This is a genomic window from Actinospica robiniae DSM 44927, assembly GCF_000504285.1.
GTDB classification, from domain to species: domain Bacteria; phylum Actinomycetota; class Actinomycetes; order Streptomycetales; family Catenulisporaceae; genus Actinospica; species Actinospica robiniae.
On the sequence record NZ_KI632511.1, the window covers coordinates 4,218,403 to 4,236,605 of the forward strand.

Below are 18,203 nucleotides of genomic sequence, written 5' to 3' on the forward strand. Positions count from 1 at the left end.
CGCTCAAACCCGCCCAAGAGATCGTCCGTCGTGCGGGGTGGGCGCCGAGAGCGACCCGTCCAGTCTTTCCCGCCGCGTCGCCTGACGTTCACTTAGTGCGATTACCTTGTCACCGTGGCCACCACTGTCGCGCAGCCGGGCTGGTCTGCGCCCGCGGCTCCTTCGGCTCGTCCTACGCCGCCGAACCGCGCCACTCCGACGCGGGTGCGGCTGATCGCGACGTTGCTCACTGTCGCGCTCCTCGCCCTGATGGCAGTGACAGCGGCGGCGTTCCTGCAGGCCCGAGCGCGGGCGCAGACGGTGACCTCGCGGGCGGCAACGGCCGCGACGGCGGGGGACCTCTACTTCGCACTGGCCGATCTGGACGCCGAGGCGGCGCGGCTGGTGATGCTGGGGGACGGGGATTTCCAGACCGCGGGCGACGGCGTCTTCGCCGGGAACCACCTCAGTGCTCTGAGCGCGTACAACGCGAGGACGGCGCAGGTCGACGCGGACCTGCAGGCTCTGGCGGGGGCGCCCGGCGTTGACACTTCGGCGCTGGCCGGGGACGTGACGCAGTACCGGTCGATAGCTGACGCGGCGATCGGGCTCGACGAGTACCCCGGTGCCTTCGCGGGCTCGCCGACGCAGACCGCCGTCGGCTACTACGGCCGGGCGGAGACGTTGATGCGCAACGTCGTCCTGGTCGCGGCGGCGCAACTGCGCGACCGAACGGTGTCCGCATCGACGTCGGCCGCCGCTGCTGCGCACACGTGGGCTCTGGTCGGATTGATCGGGACTTCGGTTCTGGGCGTCGCGACGGCGGGGGCGCTGATCGTCGCCCAGCGCGCCTTCGCCAGGTGGTACCGCCGGCGGCTCAACCCGGCTCTGCTGGCCGCCACGGCGGTCACCGTCGCCCTGCTGGGAGGCGCGGCGGTGGCGCTCACCGCCGCATCGCAGGACGCGAGTGTGGCGGGCGGGCGGCTGACGGCGTATCTGCAGGTGGTCGACACCCGCGCCGACAGCTACGACACGGACGGCGCGGCCGTGCGCAGTGTGCTGATGCCGTTCCTGGACTGGAACATCGTCACCCAGAAGACTCGGGCCGTCGACGAGGATCTCAAGGGTCTGGGATCCGCCGCGACGGATTCGGCGAAGCTGTGGAACGCCGGTCCCGACGCCGACTACGCCACCATCCATACGGACGTCGTCGACGGCGATGTCGCGGACGCGCTTTCGGTGGAGACGGGGACAGCCCGGCACGAGGACGCGTTCGACTTCTTCGATTACGACCTCGGTCTGCAGAACCTCTCCGCGGCGCGACTGGCCTCGTTCCAACAGGCATCCGACGGACTGACGGCAGACCTGGGGCCGTGGCTGTGGCTGCCGTGGGCGATGGCGGGCGCGGCGCTGCTGCTGGTGGGGCTGGGGATAAGGCCACGGCTGGCGGAATACCGCTAAGCGAGGGCACCGAAGCCGCTGAGCCGTGTTGGTCACGCACGGTCACCGACGTCGGAACGGCGATCAGCGGACGATCGGCGAGCCCCGACATCACCCCTGACCTGGGCACGACCGTTCGGCGCGGGGAGAGACGGGGTCGGCGCGGTGCGCGCGGCGTCATGTACAGGGCTCGCGACGAAGAGCTACGATCAGAACACACGTACGTACACGAATCCTGTGCCTTCTCGCAAAGGAGCGAGTGCCATGGTGGGCTTGGACATCGCGCTCGCGGTCATCGTCCTCGGGGGGCTCGTCGGACGCCCTCGCTTCCGGATCGTGCGGCAGTTCGAGCGCGGGGTCGTGTTCCGCTGGGGGCGGGTGCTCGGGCGGCCGCGCGAGGCGGGGATCGCGGTGCTGCGGCCGTTCTCGGACAAGATGGTGCGCGTCAACACCCAGATCATCACGGCTCCGGTGCCGGCGCAGGAGGGCATCACCCGGGACAACGTCACGGTGCGGGTGGACGCGGTCGTCTACTACCGCGTGATGGACCCGGTGAAGGCCCTGATAGAGGTCCAGGACTTCTCCTTCGCGATGATCCAGGTCGCGCAGACCTCGCTGCGCTCGATCATCGGCAAGTCCGAGCTCGACGAGCTGCTCTCCAACCGCGAGCAGCTCAACCAGGGGCTCGCCCTGCTGCTCGAGTCGCCGGCGGTGGGCTGGGGCATCCACATCGACCGGGTGGAGATCAAGGACGTCGCGCTGCCCGAGTCGATGAAGCGGACGATGGCCCGGCAGGCCGAGGCCGACCGGGAGCGGCGGGCGCGGATAATCACGGCGGACGGTGAGCTGCAGGCCTCGAAGAAGCTCGCGCAGGCGGCGGACGTCATGTCGGACAGTCCGGCGGCGCTGCAGCTGCGGCTGCTGCAGACGATGGTGGAGGTCGCCTCGGAGAAGTCCTCCACGGTGATCCTGCCGTTCCCGGTGGAGCTGCTGCGGTTCCTCGAGCATTCCTCGCTCCCGCACACGGACCGGGCGGCGGCGAACCGGGCGGCGCGCGAGCGGTCCGTGTCGAGGTCGCAGGAGCAGGCCGACGCGGAGGAGACGGCGCAGATCGCCACCGAGGACCAGCGGGCCGCGATAGAGCCGGCGCCGGCGGCCTTGGACGAACAGGGCGAGGCGGATCTGGAGCGGGAACTCGGCCAGGCTCCGGCCGCCGAGGACGAGGACGCGAACTAAGCCGAGGCCGAAGCCGAGGCCGCGTACGACGACAGCCACGGCGGCAGGCGGCGAGCGCTGAGCCGCAGTAAGGCAGGCCGGCGCCGCCGCTACGCCTCGCCCGCGCTGGTGCGGCGCAGGTGTTCGAGCACGACCGGGTCGATGCGGCCGGGCACGAGGCGGGCTTCGAGGTTCTCGATGCCGGCCCAGGAGGCCAGGACCCGGTCGAGCTCCTCGGTCGAGACGTCGCCGGCGATGTGGCCGCGGCCGCCGAGCAGCGACCTGACCTCCGCGGCGAGGGTGCCTTCGAGGGTCAGCAGGTCGTTCGGGTCCGGCTTGCCGAACATCATGTCGTGCAGGTCGAGCAGCCGGGCCAGTTCCCGCACCGGGTCCGCGTGGTCGTCCACGCGAAGGTCGACCACGACGTCGTCGCCGCCGTAGGTGCCCTGGTCGCCGACCACGTAGATGCTCGCGCACTGGCGGCCTCGGCTGTCGCCGCCGGCGGCGTCGCCGGCTTTGAGGGCGGCCAGCAGGCGGTGGGCCAGGGGTTCCCCCGGGTCGGAGCCGAGCCAGGCTTCTTCCATCAGCGCGACGACCCGCGAGCCGGCCAGGACGTTGCCCTGGATCGCGTACCCGGTCCCGGACACGCCGCCGGCCCAGTCGGAGCACTCGGCGCCGGTGTACGTGGCGGAGCCGCCGTGTGCGTCGACGACGCCGAGCTGCCGCTTCTCCCGCAGCTCGTCGGCCTCGGTGAGCGCCTTGACCGTCTCCGCCGCCGTCGCCCCGCCGGCCAGCATGGCCAGGCCGGACGCCTTGTAGCCGGTGTTCGCCCACGATTGGGTGGCCAGGGCGCCGACGGCGGCGCGGGCGGCCGGGGCGACGGCTCCAGCGGCGAGGAACTTACTGGCCACGGCTACGCCGAACTGGGTCAGCTCGGCGTTCGCGGCGACGATCGAGTAGGTCATGCGGTTCAGCTTTCCAGCACGGGGAGCAGTTCCGGAAGGTGTCCGTCGAATTCTCTGCCGACAGCAGAGCGTTCGGCGCCGACCTCGCCGTAGGTGGTGGTGCGCTGGCGGGCCGGGCGCCCCGCGGCGGCGGCGATCGCCTCGAGCCCGCGGATGGACTCGTAGCTGCCGTAGGAGGATCCGGCCATCCGCGAGATGGTCTCCTCCATCAGGGTGCCGCCGAGGTCGTTGGCGCCGGAGCGCAGCATCTCGGCCGAGCCTTCGGGGCCGAGCTTGACCCAGCTGGTCTGGATGTTCGGGATGACCGGGTGCAGCAGCAGCCGGGCCATCGCGGTCACCGCGCGGTTGTCGCGCATGGTGGGGCCGGGGCGGGAGATGCCGGCCAGGTAGACCGGGGCGTTGGTGTGGATGAACGGCAGGGTGACGAACTCGGTGAAGCCGGCGTGGCCCTGCTCGAGGTTGCGCCGCTGCAGGTCGGCGAGCAGGCGCAGGTGGCCGAGCCAGTGCCGCGGCTCGTCGACGTGGCCGTACATCATGGTCGAGGAGCTGCGGATGCCGAGGGAGTGCGCGGTGGTGACGACTTCGACCCAGGTGGCGGCGGGGAGCTTGCCCTTGGTCAGGATCCAGCGGACCTCGTCGTCGAGGATCTCGGCGGCGGTGCCGGGGATGGTGTCGAGCCCGGCCTCCTGAGCCGTGGCCAGCCATTCGCGGATGGACAGGCCGGTGCGGGTGGCGCCGTTGACCACTTCCATCGGCGAGAAGGCGTGCACGTGCATCCCCGGCACCCGTTGCTTGACCGCGCGGGCGATGTCGAAGTACGCGGTGCCGGGCAGGTCGGGGTGGATGCCGCCCTGCATGCACACCTCGGTCGCGCCCACCTGCCAGGCCTGTTCGGCCCGGTCGGCGATCTGGTCGAGGGACAGGGTGTAGGCGTCGGCGTCGGTGCGGCGCTGGGCGAAGGCGCAGAAGCGGCAGCCGGTGTAGCAGACGTTGGTGAAGTTGATGTTGCGGGTGACGAGGTAGGTCACCTCCTCGCCGACGGTGTCGCGGCGGACCGCGTCGGCGATGGCGCACAGCTCGTCCAGGGCCTTGCCGTCGGCCGTGAACAGGGCCATGGCCTGCGCGTCGGTCAGGCGCGTGGGATCGGCGGCGGCCACGCTGAGGGCTTCGCGCACGTCGCCGTCGATGCGCTGCGGGGCCTGGGCGCCGACCTGGGCGCGCAGCTCCTCCCAGTCGCCGTATACGTCGTCGAAGTCGCCGCGGCGCTGCTCGGTGCGGCCGCGGGTGTCGATGCTCTCGTGCAGGTCGGTGCGGCCGGCCGGGATGAGCGCCTCAGCCTCCTGCCAGGGCCGGCCGACTGGGAACGCCTCCGGGTTCGCGAGCCCGGTCTCCGGGTCTGCCAGGGCCCTGACGTGCGGGAGCAGGCGCGGGTCGAGCCAGGGCTCGCCGCGGGTGAGGTACTCCGGATAGATCGTCAGGCGTTCGCGCAGTTCGAAGCCGACGGCGCGGGTGCGCTCGGCGAGCTCCTCGATCTGCGGCCAGGGGCGTTCCGGGTTGACGTGGTCGGGGGTGAGCGGGGAGACGCCGCCCCAGTCGTCGATGCCGGCGCCGATGAGCAGCGCGTATTCGCTCTCCACCAGGTTCGGCGGGGCCTGGATCCGGGCGGACGGGCCGAGGATGAGGCGGGCGACGGCCACGGTGGCGGCGAGCTCCTCGAGCTCGGCGTCGGGCATGGCGCGCATCGCGGTGTCCGGCTTGGCGCGGAAGTTCTGGATGATCACTTCCTGCACGCCCTGGTAGCGCCGGGCCACCCGGCGGATGGCGAACAGGGCGTCGGCGCGTTCGGCGTGGTTCTCGCCGATGCCGATGAGCAGGCCGGTGGTGAACGGGACGCTGCTGCGGCCGGCGTCTTCGAGCACGCGCAGGCGGACGGCGGGCTCCTTGTCGGGGGATCCGTGGTGCGGGCCGCCGGGCTCGGACCACAGCCGGGTCGCGGTGGTCTCGAGCATCATGCCCATCGAGGGGGCGACGGGCTTGAGCCGCTGCAGATCGGTCCAGGACAGCACGCCCGGGTTCAGGTGCGGGAGCAGGCCGGTCTCCTCGAGCACGCGGATGGCCATGGCCCGGACGTACGCGAGCGTGTCGTCATATCCGTGCGCGTCGAGCCATTCACGCGCCTCGGGCCAGCGCTCCTCCGGCTTGTCGCCGAGAGTGAACAGGGCCTCCTTGCAGCCCATCGCCGCGCCTTCGCGGGCGATGGCGAGCACTTCGTCCGGCGAGAGGTAGAGGCCGTGGCCCTCGCGGCGCAGCTTGCCGGGGACGGTGACGAAGGTGCAGTAGTGGCATTTGTCCCGGCACAGCCGGGTGAGTGGGATGAAGACCTTCTTCGAGTACGTGATCACACCGGGCCGGCCGGCCGCCTCCAGGCCCGCGTCCCGGAGCCGGGCCGCGACGGCGCACAGCTCCTCGAGATCGGCCCCGCGGGCGCGCAAGAGCAGCTCGGCCTCGCCGAGGTCGAGCGCATCGCCCCGCCGCGCCCGCGCCAGTGCCCGGCGCATGCCGTTGTCCCGCATCGCGTTGTCTGCCACTGATCCAGCGTAACCGGTGGCGCCGACGGAGATCACCGACGGGTACCGCCACGCCCGTGCGACGAGCCGAACAGTGCTGACGCGTCGTCAGGTGGTCGGCCCGGGCTCGATCGCGCGGTCGGCCGGGCCGCCGGGCAGGGCGAGCCGGGCCAGGGTGCCGCCGCCGGGTGCGGGCAGCAGCCGGATCGTGCCGCCGGACTCCTCGGCCACCTGCGCCACGATCGCCAGGCCCAGGCCGGAGCCGGGCAGCTGGCGGGCGGAGTCCGAGCGGTAGAAGCGTTCGAATACCCGGGGAAGGTCCTCGGGCGAGATGCCGGGCCCCTGGTCGCGCACGGTGTACACGCCGCCGCGCAGCCGCACCGTGATCCGGCCGCCGGCCGGGGAGAACTTGACCGCGTTGTCGAGCAGGTTCACCACGGCCCGGTCCAGGCCGGTCGGGTCGCCCTGGACGAACCAGGGTTCGATCTCCACGTCGAACTCGAGCCCGGGGCCGCGCAGCCGGGCCCGGGCGACCGCGCGGCCGACCGACTCGTGCAGCGCGACCTGCATGGTCTTGCGCTTGCCGGCCTCTATGTTGCGGGAGAGCTCGAGCAAGTCGGTAACCAGCCCGGACAGTTCGTGCAGCTGCTGGTCCACGCTCTCGAGCATGGCCTGCTCGCGGCCGGGCGGCAGGGCCCGGCCGGTGCGGCGGGAGCGCAGCAGCAGGTCGACATTGGTGCGCAGCGAGGTGAGCGGGGTGCGCAATTCGTGGCCGGCGTCGGCGATCAGCCGCTGCTGGCGCTCGCGCGAGCCGGCCAGCGAGCGGGTCATCCGGTTGAACGCCTTGCCCAGGCGGCTGAGCTCGTCCGCGCCGTCCACCGGGAGCTGGACCGAGAGGTCGTCGGTGGCGGCGACGTGCTCGGCGGCCCTGGTCAGCCGGCGCACGGGGGCCAGCGCGCTGCGCGCGACGAGGAAGCCGGCGGCCGCGGCCAGCAGGATGCCTCCGAGTGAGGCGAGGATCAGCTCGATGGCTAGGCTGTGCAGCGAGCTGTCGATGTAGGCCAGCGACGCGATGTTGGAGACGGCGAAGCCGGTGACCTTGTCGGGCCGCTGGGTGAACACGCGCACGTGCTCGCCGCTCGTCGTGTACGTGTCGTAGAACCGGCCGTCCTCGGTGCCGTTGGCGACCGCGATCTGCGTGGGCGTGGCGGTGGAGCCGAGGTTGAACTCGCTGCTGGCGTTCTGGCTGTGCTGGGTGCAGGTCTGGCCGCTCGCGCTGGTGATCGCGATCCCCCCGGACTGCACCGGCAGGGCGCCGCCCGGCTGCGACGAGTCCGTGCCGCCGCCCAGGCAGGTGGCCAGCGCCTGCGCCAGGCTCTCGGCGGAGAACGGCTGGCCGAAGCCGCCGAGCTGGTGGCCGCCCGGCCCGCCCTGGAACATGCGCCCGGCCTGCGCGGGGTTGAGCTGGGTGTCGATCTGCCGGTTGAGCTGGTCCTCGACCAGGAAGTAGCAGATCACCGAGGCCGCCACCACGGCGATGGCCACGCCGAGCGCCGCCAGCGCCGCGAACCGCCCCTGCAGCGTCAGCCGGCGCAGCAGGGACGCGGGCCGCGGTCGCTTCACGGCGTCTCGGCCTTCGACTCCGCTTCGTCCTGGGGCTCCTCGCCCTTCTCGCCGCGGCCGGGCGCGGCCTGGTCGGCGCGCAGGACGTAGCCGACGCCGCGGACGGTGTGCAGCAGGCGCCGCTCGCCGCCGGCCTCGGTCTTGCGGCGCAGGTACATCACGTACACGTCCAGCGAGTTCGAGGTGGGGCCGAAGTCGAAGCCCCAGATCGAGGTGAGCAGCTGCTCCCGGGCGAGCACCTGGCGCGGGTGGCGCAGGAACATCTCGAGCAGCGAGAACTCGGTACGGGTCAGCTCGATCTGCCGGTCGCCGCGCAAGACGTCCCGGGTGAGCAGGTCCATCCGCAGGTCCTGGTACTCGAGCAGCTCCTCGTACTGCTCCTCGGCGGCCTGCACCGCCTCGGTGAGCAGGGCGCCGCGGCGCAGCATGGCTCGGATCCGGGCGAGCAGCTCGTCGAGGTCGAACGGCTTGGTCAGGTAGTCGTCCGCGCCCACGTCGAGGCCGGTGACGCGGTCGCCGACGGTGTCGCGGGCGGTGAGCAAGAGCACCGGGATGGTCTGGTTGAACGACCGCACGCGGCGCAGCACGGTCAGGCCGTCCATCCGCGGCATCATCACGTCCAGCACGAGGGCGTCCGGCATGGCCTTGGCCATCTGCTCGAGCGCGCCGAGGCCGTCCGCGGCCGTGGTGACCCGGTAGCCTTCGAACTCGAGTCCCGCGCGCAGCGCCTCGCGCACGGCGGGCTCGTCGTCGACGACGAGGATGTCCTGCCCGGTCTGCTCGGCTGAGGTCATACCGTTCATACCTTCACTTTCCTGCGTGTGCGTCCGATACCCCGTACCGCAGCCTGGCAAGCTCTCATGAGAGGGCGATGAGAGCCGGGTGAAGAGCCGCCTCGAGCGCAGGCGGCCCACCACCCGGCTCCCGGCGGCTAGGCTCCGGCCACCGCGGCGCGCTCGCGCTTGATGGTGAGCTTGCCGTGCTTGATCTGCGCCAGCCGGGGCACGCGCTTGGACAGGGCCGAGTCGTGCGTGACCATGATCACGGTCAGGCCGCGGTCCGCCCACAGGTTCTCCAGCAGGCCGAAGATGTCGTCCCGGGTCTCCTCGTCGAGGTTTCCGGTCGGCTCGTCGGCCAGGATCACCTTCGGCTCCTTCACCAGCGCCCGCGCGATCGCGACACGCTGCTGCTGCCCGCCGGAGAGCTCCGTCTGCAGGTGGCCCAGACGCTCGCCGAGGCCGACGTCCGTCAGCGCCTTCGCGGCCCGCTCGCGCCGCTCGGCCTTGGAGACACCCATCGGCACGAGCGCGGTTTCGACGTTCTCCTGCGCGGTGAGGGTCGGGATCAGGTTGAAGCCCTGGAAGATGTAGCCGAAGTTCTGCGCACGCAGCTTCGTCAGCGACATCTCCCCCATCTTCGCCATCTCCTGGCCGTCGAACTTCAGCGAACCGCCCGTCGGCCGGTCCAGACCGCCCAGCAACTGCAGCAGCGTCGACTTCCCATGCCCGGTCGGACCCTGGATCGCGAGCATGTCGTTGTCCGGGATCACCACGTCCACACCCTGAAGCGCGTGCACCTTCTCGTTCTTGCCCTTGCCCTGATAAACCTTGGTCAGACCACTGATCTCATACATGTTGTTCCTTCGGAAGCGAAAGCCCGGAGACGCAGGTCCTAGGCGACCTTGCTCAGGGCGTCGGCCGGGCGGAGGGAGGAGGCGCGCCAGCCGCCGATGCCGCCGGCAAGCAGGCCGCCGAGCACGGCGAGGGCCACGGCGAGGCCGAGGATGCCCAGGCTGACCGGGGCGCCCAGGTGCACCACGATGTCGTTGGCGGTGTTCGCGGCGCCGCCGCCGGGGGCGTTGCCGCCGCCCGGGAAGCTACCGCCGTTGGTGTTGCTGGCGTTGCTGGTGGTGCCGGAGGCGGTGAGCGTCGGGGCGAACTTCTTGATGGCCGCCGCGCCGGCGAAGCCGATGCCGACGCCGAGCGCGCCGCCGACGATGCCGGTGACGATGGACTCGCCGATCACCTGGCGCACCACCCGGCGCGAGGTCCAGCCGATCGCCTTGAGCGTGCCGAACTCCCGGGTGCGCCGGCTCACGGCGGAGACCGTGAAGAGCACCGCGACCAGGAACGCGGCCGCCAGCACGGCGATCGAGAGCCACTTGCCGAGGTTGACGATCAGCGAGCCGGCCGAGGAGAGCGAGCCGCTGACGGAGCTGGCGAGCTGGGCCGAGGTCGAGACGGTCGAGCCGGAGGCGGTCTTCTTGATCGAACTGGCGACGGAGTCGATCTGGGTGCTGCTCGCGGCCTTCACGTAGACCGTGGTGACCTTGTTCGCGTTGTCCGAGATCGTCTGGGCCTCGTACAGCGGGATGAAGTAGTCCTCGGACGACGTCGTGGAGACGATGCCGACGACGGTGAACTTGGTGCCGCCGAGCGTCTGGGTGCTACCGACCTTGATGGACTTCTGGGTCGCGTAGCTCTTGTTGACGACGGCGACCTTGGCCTTGGCGTCGCTCGCGGCCAGGGCGCGGCCGGAGCTGAGGGAGAGCGAGGAGAGCGGGCCGATCGAGGAGTCGGTGACGTCGACGCCCTCGATGGTGGTCTGGCTGAAGCTGCCGCTGAAGGACGGCGGTCCGGCCTGGAAGCTGCCGCCCCCGCCACCGCCGCCGTTGTAGCGCCCGGCGCCGGAGGTGCTCTGGCTGTCCGGCACCTGCGTCACCGACTGCTTGAGCGCGCCGGAGACGTTGAAGTCGGAGAGCGAGAGGCTGCCGACCGCGCCGGAGACGCCGGACAGCTTCTGGATCTTGGTCAGCGTGGCGCCGGCGATCGTGCCGGTGCCGGGCGTGACCCGCGCGGTGTCCTGGCTGACCGAGGTGGTCTTCGTGCCGGAGCCGGTCTGGCTCTGGCCCTGGGCGCCGAAGGTCTGGTCGCCGCCGGAGCCGCGGGTGGCCGTCTGGGTGACGGTGATGTCGGTGCCGACACCGTAGAGGGACTTGAGCACCTGCGTCTGGGCCGCCTTCACGCCGGCCGAGTAGGCGCTGACGGTGATGGTCAGTCCGATGCCGAGCGCCAGTCCGAGCGCGATGACGAGGGCTTGGCGACTGCGCCTGCGCAGCTCCCGGCCCAGGTAGGTGAAGAACATCGATGGCCCCTGGGGTCTGGTCGAGATCGTCGGAGCGCGGGCGTGCCGCCTGCGCGTTCGAGAGCAATCTGGGGCCTGGAACTGGTGGGCCGGTGAGCCGTGGATGAGAGCGCGCTTAGTCACGCGACTGTGACGCGGTTCTTGGGTTTCTCTCAGACCCTGGAGATGGATCAGGGCCCGGCGACGCCGGATCCCTTGCGGGGCAGCGGGATCAGCGGGCCGGTGCGATCCGGGCGTGCAGGTGGGAGTCGTGGCGCACGCCGTCGGGGTCGAGGAACGAGGAGCGCATGACGCCTTCGAACGCGTACCCGCTCTTCTCCGCGACCCGGCAGGAGGCCTGGTTGGCCAGCGCGTGGTCGAGGGAGAGCCGGATCAGTCCGAGGCCGCCGAAGTCGACCGGGGCCTGCGCCCAGGCGCTGACCGTCTCGAGCGCGGCGGCGGCCACGCCTCGGCCGCGGGCGGCGGGCACGGTCCAGTACGAGGACAGACCCTGCTGCGGCAGCCGGTCGATGTCGCGGATGCCGACGGTGCCGAGCAGCTCGCCGCCGGTCACGTCCAGCACGACGAAGTACGCGGCGGTGCCGGCGGTCCAGCCGTGGGCGCGCAGGCGCAGCCACATCGCCGCGCGCTCGGCCTCGGGCGCCAGAGCCATCTTCAGGCCGGCGTTCCAGCGCAGGATGTCGGCGTCGCGCAGGGCTTCGCCGATCGCCTCCTGGTCGGCCTGCTCCGGCGGACGCAGGTAGTAGTGGCCGGCGGTCAGGTGCAGCGGTTCGAGTTTCATCCGGCCCCTTCCCCAAGATCGCGTCGTGCGCCGATCACCTTTGTACCAGATGCGTCCCACTGGCCGCGCCCGCTCACCAGTCGGCCGCGGAGGTGGTGAACACCTCGGCGGCAAGGGCGAGTGTCTCGGGCCGGCGCAGATGGGCGAGCGTGGCCGGATCGCGCGCGAACAGCTGCGCCACGGCGGCGCTGTTGGCCTGCTGCAGCAATGCCAGGGCGACCTCGGCCACGGGCTGTTCACGCAGGTCGCAGAGGCATTCGTGGACTGCGTCGACGTCGTCGTCCTCGGCCGCCTCACGCCAGTCGCGCAGCAGCCGGCGGTTCGCCCGCAGCGCGTGGTCGCGGCCCTTGACCAGTTCGCCGCGGTTGAGGTCGAACAGGTCGATGGTGGCCTTGCCGCGCGGCGTCAGGTCGACGTAGACGCCCGCGGCGAGAGCGAGATGCAGGTGCTCGGCCGGGTCGTCGAGGGTGGGATCGAGCAACAACGGGGTGCCGTCGGCGGCGAGCGGGAACTTGTCCTGTTTCTGCCGGCTGTTGCAGTACGAGCAGGCGAGCAGATGGTTGTGCCAGTCGAAGGTGCGGATCGGGCGGATCTTGACCGGTTCGAAGTGCTCGATGTCGGTGCCGAGGCTGTCGCCGCAGTACATGCACCGCTTGATTCCCGGCGACATGTCGGCGAGGGTCGCGCGCAGCGTCGGCAGGATGGAGGTGCGCACGATCCGGTTCTGCCACAAGCGATGCGCCTCACGCAGCCGGTCCCGGGCGGCGGCTATCTTCGAGGTCTGCTCCTGCAGGCCGCGCCGGGTGTGTTCGGGCAATTCGAGCCGGGTGATCGGAATCACCGCTCTTCCCGCCGTCGTTCCCGGCGGCGCACCGCGATCTCGTCGGCCCGCGCCGAGGTGGAGCTGGTGAGCAGGCGGCTGAGTTCGCGGTGCCGTACCTCCTCGGCCGCGCTCGCCCGGCCGCGCACGATCTCCCGTTCCAGCTCGACGAGCTCGGCTCGGATCCGTTGCGCCCGCTCGGAATACGCCGAGTCGAGGTTGAACAGTTCGGAGAGTGCGGCGTCGTCGGCCGAGCCGTAGACCACGCGCTGGTAGAGCTCCGGCCCGACCACCTCCGCGGCGTAGTGCTCGCGCGGGCCGAGAAGCCGGATCAGGCCGCCGGGGTCAGCGGCCTGGCAGACGTAAGGGCTATTAGTCGTGGCGATGAACTGCGTGCGCGGGAATCGGCTGGTGAGCCACGGGCCGATCCGCCGCTGCCAGACCGGGTGCAGGTGCGCCTCCACGTCGTCGATCAGCACGACGGCGGCCGCGTCCCGGTCGGCGCCGCGATGGCGCAGTGCCTGCGAGATTTCGAGGGCGAACGTGGCGATGTGGATGTCCTCGACCGGGTCGAGCCCGGCAATGAGCTCGATATCGACCTCGTCGGAGTCCGTTGTGGCCGCGACGCTCGCTGCGGCCGGCCGCCGCTCGACGTAGTAGAGGCAGATCGGCGCGGCCTCGCCGGACCAGGCCACCGCGTAGGGGTCCTCGCCGGCCACGCCGTCCGCCGCGAGCGAGATCTCCGCCAGCAGCCTGCTCTTGCCCGTCTGGCTCCGTCCGACCACGACGGTCCAGCCCGCGAAGTCGCCGTCGGGCCGGGTGAACTCCAGCCGAGAATGCCGTGTCCGACGCGGATCGCGCGCGTCGGGCACGTCGACGCGGATCAGATACACGACTCGATCCACGTCACCACCGGCTCGAGATCGACCGATCCACTCGTGTCCACCCGCAGCACCGGGCCGACCGAGAGCGGCTCGGTCTGCTTCCAATCGCGGTCGTAGTCGGCCGGATCGGTGGTGTCGCGGTGGATCGGGTGGCGGGCGCCGTCGCGCACCCGCTGCACGAAGCGCTGCCGGGCCAGGTCGTAGGGCACATCGCAGAGCACGGTCATCGGGTGCGCTATCCCGGCCCGGCGCAGCCCGGCCTCGACGTAGGACATCCGCTCGCGCGGCCACCAGGATTCGAGGATCGCACCGCCCGGGGCGTCGGCCGCGAGCACCCACATCGTCTCGGAGGCGGCCGCGCCGTGCGCCAGATCCCACTCTTCTCGAGCCCGGCCCTCGCCGGGGGCTATCCCGAACACGTCCGAGTACGCCTCCTTGATGGCGTCCTTGGAGAAGAGCGGCAGGGCCATGCGCCGCGAGAGCGCGCGGGCGAGGGTGGATTTGCCCGCTCCGGGCAACCCGTTGACAAGGACCATGGGTCCCGGTGCGATTTTCACGCCCCAGTCCTATCCGGTCCGCACCCCGCCCGGCAAGAGGATACGGGCCGTCAGCTGCCGACCCGTCAGACCGCCCCGTCGGGCGGTCCTTTCCCCTGCTCAGTCCAGCCGTGCGTCGGCGTATGCCGCCATCGCGTCGCGGTAGTACGCGGCCAGTCCGACGGCGATCCGGTCGTAGGTCGCGGTGAAGCGCTCATCGTCCACGTACATCAAGCCCAGGCATTTGTACGCGGCCGCGTCCGGCGTCCAGAACCGCGCGATGAACCGGTAGTGGCGGTCCGTCTCGTCCAGCACGGCCGGGTCCTCGACCGGCGTGCCGGCGGCCATCAACTCGGCCATCCGGATCATCGCCGCGGTGTTCTCGCGGCCCATCTCCTGCTTGTCCTGCTCGCTGAGCGTGGCCGCGTAGGCCTGGGAGCGCGCGAACTGCGCCGGCCAGCGCTCCCGCGCCTCGTCCGCGTACTGCGTGTCGTCGAAGCCCTCGAACAGGTTCTCCGGCCGTTGGATGCCCACGGCTCTTCCTCCGGTTTCGTCCTCGAGTTCGCCGATGGTGCGCGCCACGGTCGCGGCGAGCCGGGAGAGCCGGTCGCGCTCGGCCAGCAGCATCCGCAGATGCTCGCGCAGCGCCTCGACCCGGTCCGTCTGCGCGTCGAGCACCTCGGCGATCCGCGGCAGCGGCAGGCCGAGCTCGCGCAGCACCATGATCCGCTGCAGCCGGAGCAGTTCGTCCTCGCCGTAGTGGCGGTAGCCGTTGGCCCCGACGAACGCCGGGGGCAGCAGGCCGATCTCGTCGTAGTGGCGCAGGGTGCGGGAGGTCAGGCCGGAGAACTTGGCGACCTCGGTGATCGACCAGGCCATCGCTCCACCCTCCATCGGCGCGGCCGCAGGTCGCGGCCACGTCTTCGACGCTACGGGTTGACGCTACGGCAAGGTCAAGACGACTTGTGCCGGCGCACCGCGCGGATGCAGACCAGCCCGCCGAGGAACACGACCGCCACGACGGCGAGCACGCCGTCGGGCACGCCCTTGTCGCCCTCCGCGCTCGAGGCCACGGCCTGTGAGCTCGGCAGCACCTGGACGAAGTTGATCTTCAGCTCCGACGGTGTCGCCGAGGGCTTGGCCGAGTGCGTCTTGGGCGGCGCGGTCGAGGGCTTCGGGCTGTGCGAGGCCGGCGTGCTCAGCCGGACGACCGGGGCGGACTGCTTCTTGGTCGGGGTCAGGCTCGGAGTCGGGCTCGTCTTGGGCACGGCGGCCGGCTCGTAGTCCGCGAAGTTCAGGCCGGCCCCGAGGGTCTTGGCACCGCAGCTGTCGGCGTTGAAGGTGAGCTGGTCGACGTACTGGCCGCCCGGGCTGGTCGAGGTGAACTCGGTCTCGAGGTCGAGTGCGGCGCTGCTGTGCCCGCCGAGATCGATGCCGAGGTCCAGATTCGCGCTGCGCCAGGCCGCACCCGGCCCGGACAGGCCGTTCCAGGTCAGCCTGACGGGCTGCCAGGGCCCGCCGTCGACCCGGAAGGAGAGCTCCGGCGTGCCGGAACCGCCCGGGGTCGAGCTGCCTCCGGGCGGCGCGACGCTCAGCACCGCGCTGACGCCGTCCATGTCGTACGAGCTGATGTCGGTCAGCCGGCCGCTGCCGAGCGCCGTCGCGTTCGTCGTGGTCACCACCGGCGGCTGGCCGTTGGGCGTGTAGAAGAGGGTGCCGAAGTCGCACCCGCCCTGCCCCTGCCCCCCGCCGTGCGCGGCCCAGGCGGGGGAGGCGCACAGCACCGCCACCGCTGTACAGGACGCCACGGCCGTCGCCGTCGTCAGCGCGCGCCGAACACCCACGGACATGTCAAACCCCCACAGCTTGAGCCACCGGCGCAATCGTGGCACAGGACCAGGGCGCATCGGAATACAGCTTTGACACGGCTTCGGAACAACAGTCCCGGGACAGAACGGCGCGAAAGCTGTGTTAGTCTGCCTTTCATGCCGCGTACCACCGCCTTCGCCATGATGATGCGAATGATGCCCCCGCTCCCGGAGGCGCTTCGCTAGCGAAGCCGTGCGCACGCGAGAAACGCGTCGGACCCCTCCGGAAACGGAGGGGTCCTTTTTCGTGTCTGCGAGCGCTCACCGCCCTCCTCGACCCCCCGCCGCTCCACCGCCCGCCTGACCGCTCGAAGCCGAAAGAGACCCGCCATGGCGAACCCGCCGATCATCTCGCTGACAGACTGCTGCGACCCGAACGCCGTGGCCCGGCAGAGCGCCCGGCTGGCCGCGCTCTTCGGCGCCGCGCCGACCGTGCTGCCGCTGGCCGGGCCGGACCCGGAGGGCGCCGCCGCCCTCACCCTGCTCGACGTGCTGCGCTCGACCGACCTGCTCGGCGGCGCCGGCCGGCCGACGGTGGTCCTGGTGAACATCGCGCCGCGGGACGGGCACTGGCCCAACGGCGTGCCGTTCTGCTACTTCCGCTACCGGGACCACCTCGTCATCAGCACCCTCAATCCGCGCGTGCTCGAGCCGGTGCGCCGGCACCTGGGCGTGACCGCGGTGGAGGTCACCGACGTGCGCGAGGCGCTCGAAGCGGCCGCGGCGCAGTGGGCCGAGTTCACCCCGGCCGAGATCGACGAGATCGCGCGCACCCAGTTCCGCAGCCTCTGGTACGTGCCGCTGCTGGCCCGCTGGCTCGTGGACGGGCGCCCGGTGCCGGCGCGCACCGAGGTGCTCGAGATCCCGGTGGCGTCGCGGGCGTTGCGGGTCGCGGTGGTGGACAACTTCGGCAACTGCAAGCTGGACGCCCCCGCGGCCGAACTGCCCGGCTACGCCGCCGGCGCCGAGGTGGAGCTGACCGACGCGGCCGGCGCGGTGCACCGGGTGCGCTGCTACGACCGGCTGCCGGACGTGCCGCGCGGCGAGGCCGGCGTGGTCACCGGCAGCTCCGGCATCGGCTTCGCGGAACTGGTGGTGCGCGGCGGTTCCGCGGCCGCGCTCTTCGGCTTGCGCGAGGGCGACCAGGTCTGCGCGCCGGTCCCGGAGCTCGTCGGCTGAGCTTAAGCAGTTCACATACCGAGACGAAATCCGAGACGGGACCGGTTCGTCATCGAATCGCAACCATCCCGATTGACACGCCGGGAAGCCGCCGGAGATGCTGGAAGACATGTCCGGAAGCAGCCCGCTGGTACGCCGCCGGCACGTCGACCACGCGCGGTGCGCCGCCGATCTGTGTCGCTAGCCGGTCGCCGGCCCATCGCCGGCCGCGTGCCCCCGCGTTCCCCAGTTTTTTGTACGCTCGATTCCGGACCCCAGCGAAGGTGTTCCCTTGTCCTCCTCCCGGCCCCGCCGTCTCCTGCCCCGCCGCACTCGTGCCGCCCTCGGCCTCGCCGCCGCCGCGTCGGTCGCGCTGACCGCCTCCGCGTGCGCGCCCAAGGCCTCGACCACGTCGGCCGCGGCCGCCTCCAGCACTTCGGCTTCGGCGCTCAGCTGCACGCCGGCCACCCTGGCGCTGTACAAAAAGGGCCAGCTGACCATCGCCACCGACTCCCCGGCCTACTCGCCCTGGTTCGACAACAACGACCCGTCGGACGGCAAGGGCTTCGAGTCCGCCGTGGCCTACGCCGTCGCCCAGCAGCTCGGCTTCAGCAAGGACCAGGTGAAGTGGGTCGTCGAAGGGTTCGACGACTCCTACGCGCCGGGCAGCAAGAGCTTCGACTTCGACATCAACGAGGTCTCCATCACCCCGCAGCGCGCGCAGTCGGTGGACTTCTCCACCGGCTACTACACCGCGAACCAGGGCGTGCTGGTGCTGAACAAGTCCAAGTACGCCGGGGCCACCTCGCTCGCGCAGCTCAAGGACGCCAAGATCGGCGTGCAGGTGGGCACCACGAGCTACCAGGCCGTCAACGACATCCTCAAGCCCAGCAAGCAGGTCTCGGTGTTCAACTCCACCGACGACGAGGTCTCCGCGCTGCAGAACGGCCAGGTCGACGCGATCGTCACGGACATGCCGACGGTCTTCTACCTGGCCAGCGCGGAGCTGACCGGCGGCAAGATCCTCGGCCAGTTCAGCTACGACGGCGACAGCGCGCCCGAGCAGTTCGGCCTGCTGCTGGCCAAGGGCAGCGGCCTGACCGCCTGCGTCGACCAGGCGATCGCCAAGCTGACCTCCAGCGGCGAGCTCAAGACCATCACCGACCAGTGGCTCTCGGCCTCCGCCGACGTCCCCGAGCTGAAGCAGTAGAGATTAAGCCATG

Annotated in this window: 16 protein-coding genes; 4 read left to right on the forward strand and 12 right to left on the reverse strand. The window is 71.3% G+C overall.

Translation table 11 applies throughout. From position 1 onward, the window contains the following. The first annotated feature begins 114 nt into the window (after positions 1 to 114). Positions 115 to 1,440, forward strand: coding sequence for a hypothetical protein (locus tag ACTRO_RS17910; protein ID WP_157436316.1), 1,326 nt, complete (start codon positions 115 to 117; stop codon positions 1,438 to 1,440). 243 nt (positions 1,441 to 1,683) lie between these two features. After that, positions 1,684 to 2,655, forward strand: coding sequence for a slipin family protein (locus tag ACTRO_RS17915; protein WP_084316357.1), 972 nt, complete (start codon positions 1,684 to 1,686; stop codon positions 2,653 to 2,655). 89 nt (positions 2,656 to 2,744) lie between these two features. Here the strand turns inward: ACTRO_RS17915 and ACTRO_RS17920 are convergent, their stop codons facing one another. The 12 genes from ACTRO_RS17920 to ACTRO_RS17975 all read right to left on the reverse strand — a co-directional run bounded on the left by ACTRO_RS17920 (position 2,745) and on the right by ACTRO_RS17975 (position 15,804). Continuing rightward, positions 2,745 to 3,599, reverse strand: coding sequence for a DUF1028 domain-containing protein (locus ACTRO_RS17920; protein WP_034264461.1), 855 nt, complete (start codon positions 3,597 to 3,599; stop codon positions 2,745 to 2,747). 5 nt (positions 3,600 to 3,604) lie between these two features. Beyond that, positions 3,605 to 6,157, reverse strand: a complete 2,553-nt coding sequence (locus ACTRO_RS17925) for a bifunctional FO biosynthesis protein CofGH (protein WP_034275378.1) — start codon at positions 6,155 to 6,157, stop codon at positions 3,605 to 3,607. A 117-nt stretch (positions 6,158 to 6,274) separates the two neighbouring features. Further along, positions 6,275 to 7,789: a sensor histidine kinase gene (locus ACTRO_RS17930; RefSeq protein WP_211244313.1), complete on the reverse strand. Its 1,515-nt coding sequence runs from the start codon at positions 7,787 to 7,789 to the stop codon at positions 6,275 to 6,277. Further along, complete coding sequence (locus ACTRO_RS17935) at positions 7,786 to 8,583, reverse strand: response regulator (RefSeq protein WP_051452418.1); 798 nt, start codon at positions 8,581 to 8,583, stop codon at positions 7,786 to 7,788. Before ACTRO_RS17935 ends, ACTRO_RS17930 begins: the two co-directional genes overlap by 4 nt. A 137-nt stretch (positions 8,584 to 8,720) precedes the next feature. Further along, positions 8,721 to 9,422, reverse strand: a complete 702-nt coding sequence (locus tag ACTRO_RS17940) for an ABC transporter ATP-binding protein (protein ID WP_034264464.1) — start codon at positions 9,420 to 9,422, stop codon at positions 8,721 to 8,723. A 38-nt stretch (positions 9,423 to 9,460) separates the two neighbouring features. After that, positions 9,461 to 10,933, reverse strand: a complete 1,473-nt coding sequence (locus ACTRO_RS17945) for an ABC transporter permease (protein ID WP_034264467.1) — start codon at positions 10,931 to 10,933, stop codon at positions 9,461 to 9,463. Positions 10,934 to 11,144: 211 nt separating this feature from the next. Next, on the reverse strand, positions 11,145 to 11,714 hold the full coding sequence (locus ACTRO_RS17950) for a GNAT family N-acetyltransferase (protein WP_034264471.1): 570 nt from the start codon (positions 11,712 to 11,714) through the stop codon (positions 11,145 to 11,147). Between the two features lie 73 nt (positions 11,715 to 11,787). After that, the gene (locus tag ACTRO_RS17955) at positions 11,788 to 12,555 is read right to left on the reverse strand and encodes an HNH endonuclease family protein (protein WP_157436317.1); all 768 of its coding nucleotides are present in this window, start codon (positions 12,553 to 12,555) and stop codon (positions 11,788 to 11,790) included. Next, complete coding sequence (locus ACTRO_RS48980) at positions 12,552 to 13,427, reverse strand: AAA family ATPase (RefSeq protein ID WP_051451002.1); 876 nt, start codon at positions 13,425 to 13,427, stop codon at positions 12,552 to 12,554. The genes ACTRO_RS17955 and ACTRO_RS48980 overlap by 4 nt, the downstream gene beginning before the upstream one ends. Beyond that, entirely contained in the window at positions 13,418 to 13,975 is a 558-nt protein-coding gene (locus ACTRO_RS49735; protein ID WP_245594411.1) for a P-loop nucleotide/nucleoside kinase family protein, read from the reverse strand. Before ACTRO_RS49735 ends, ACTRO_RS48980 begins: the two co-directional genes overlap by 10 nt. Positions 13,976 to 14,074: 99 nt before the next feature. After that, positions 14,075 to 14,833, reverse strand: a complete 759-nt coding sequence (locus tag ACTRO_RS17970) for a MerR family transcriptional regulator (protein ID WP_034264474.1) — start codon at positions 14,831 to 14,833, stop codon at positions 14,075 to 14,077. Between the two features lie 74 nt (positions 14,834 to 14,907). Beyond that, positions 14,908 to 15,804 carry a hypothetical protein gene (locus ACTRO_RS17975; protein ID WP_157436318.1) on the reverse strand — a complete coding sequence of 299 codons (897 nt, stop codon included), beginning with the start codon at positions 15,802 to 15,804 and terminating at the stop codon, positions 14,908 to 14,910. 348 nt (positions 15,805 to 16,152) lie between these two features. Between ACTRO_RS17975 and ACTRO_RS17980 the strand changes: the two genes are divergently transcribed. Next, positions 16,153 to 17,001: an SAM hydroxide adenosyltransferase gene (locus ACTRO_RS17980; RefSeq protein WP_034264478.1), complete on the forward strand. Its 849-nt coding sequence runs from the start codon at positions 16,153 to 16,155 to the stop codon at positions 16,999 to 17,001. A 271-nt stretch (positions 17,002 to 17,272) separates the two neighbouring features. Further along, positions 17,273 to 18,190 (forward strand): ABC transporter substrate-binding protein, encoded by a 918-nt coding sequence (locus tag ACTRO_RS17985; RefSeq protein WP_034264480.1) that lies wholly within the window; start codon positions 17,273 to 17,275, stop codon positions 18,188 to 18,190. The last annotated feature ends 13 nt before the right edge of the window (positions 18,191 to 18,203 follow it).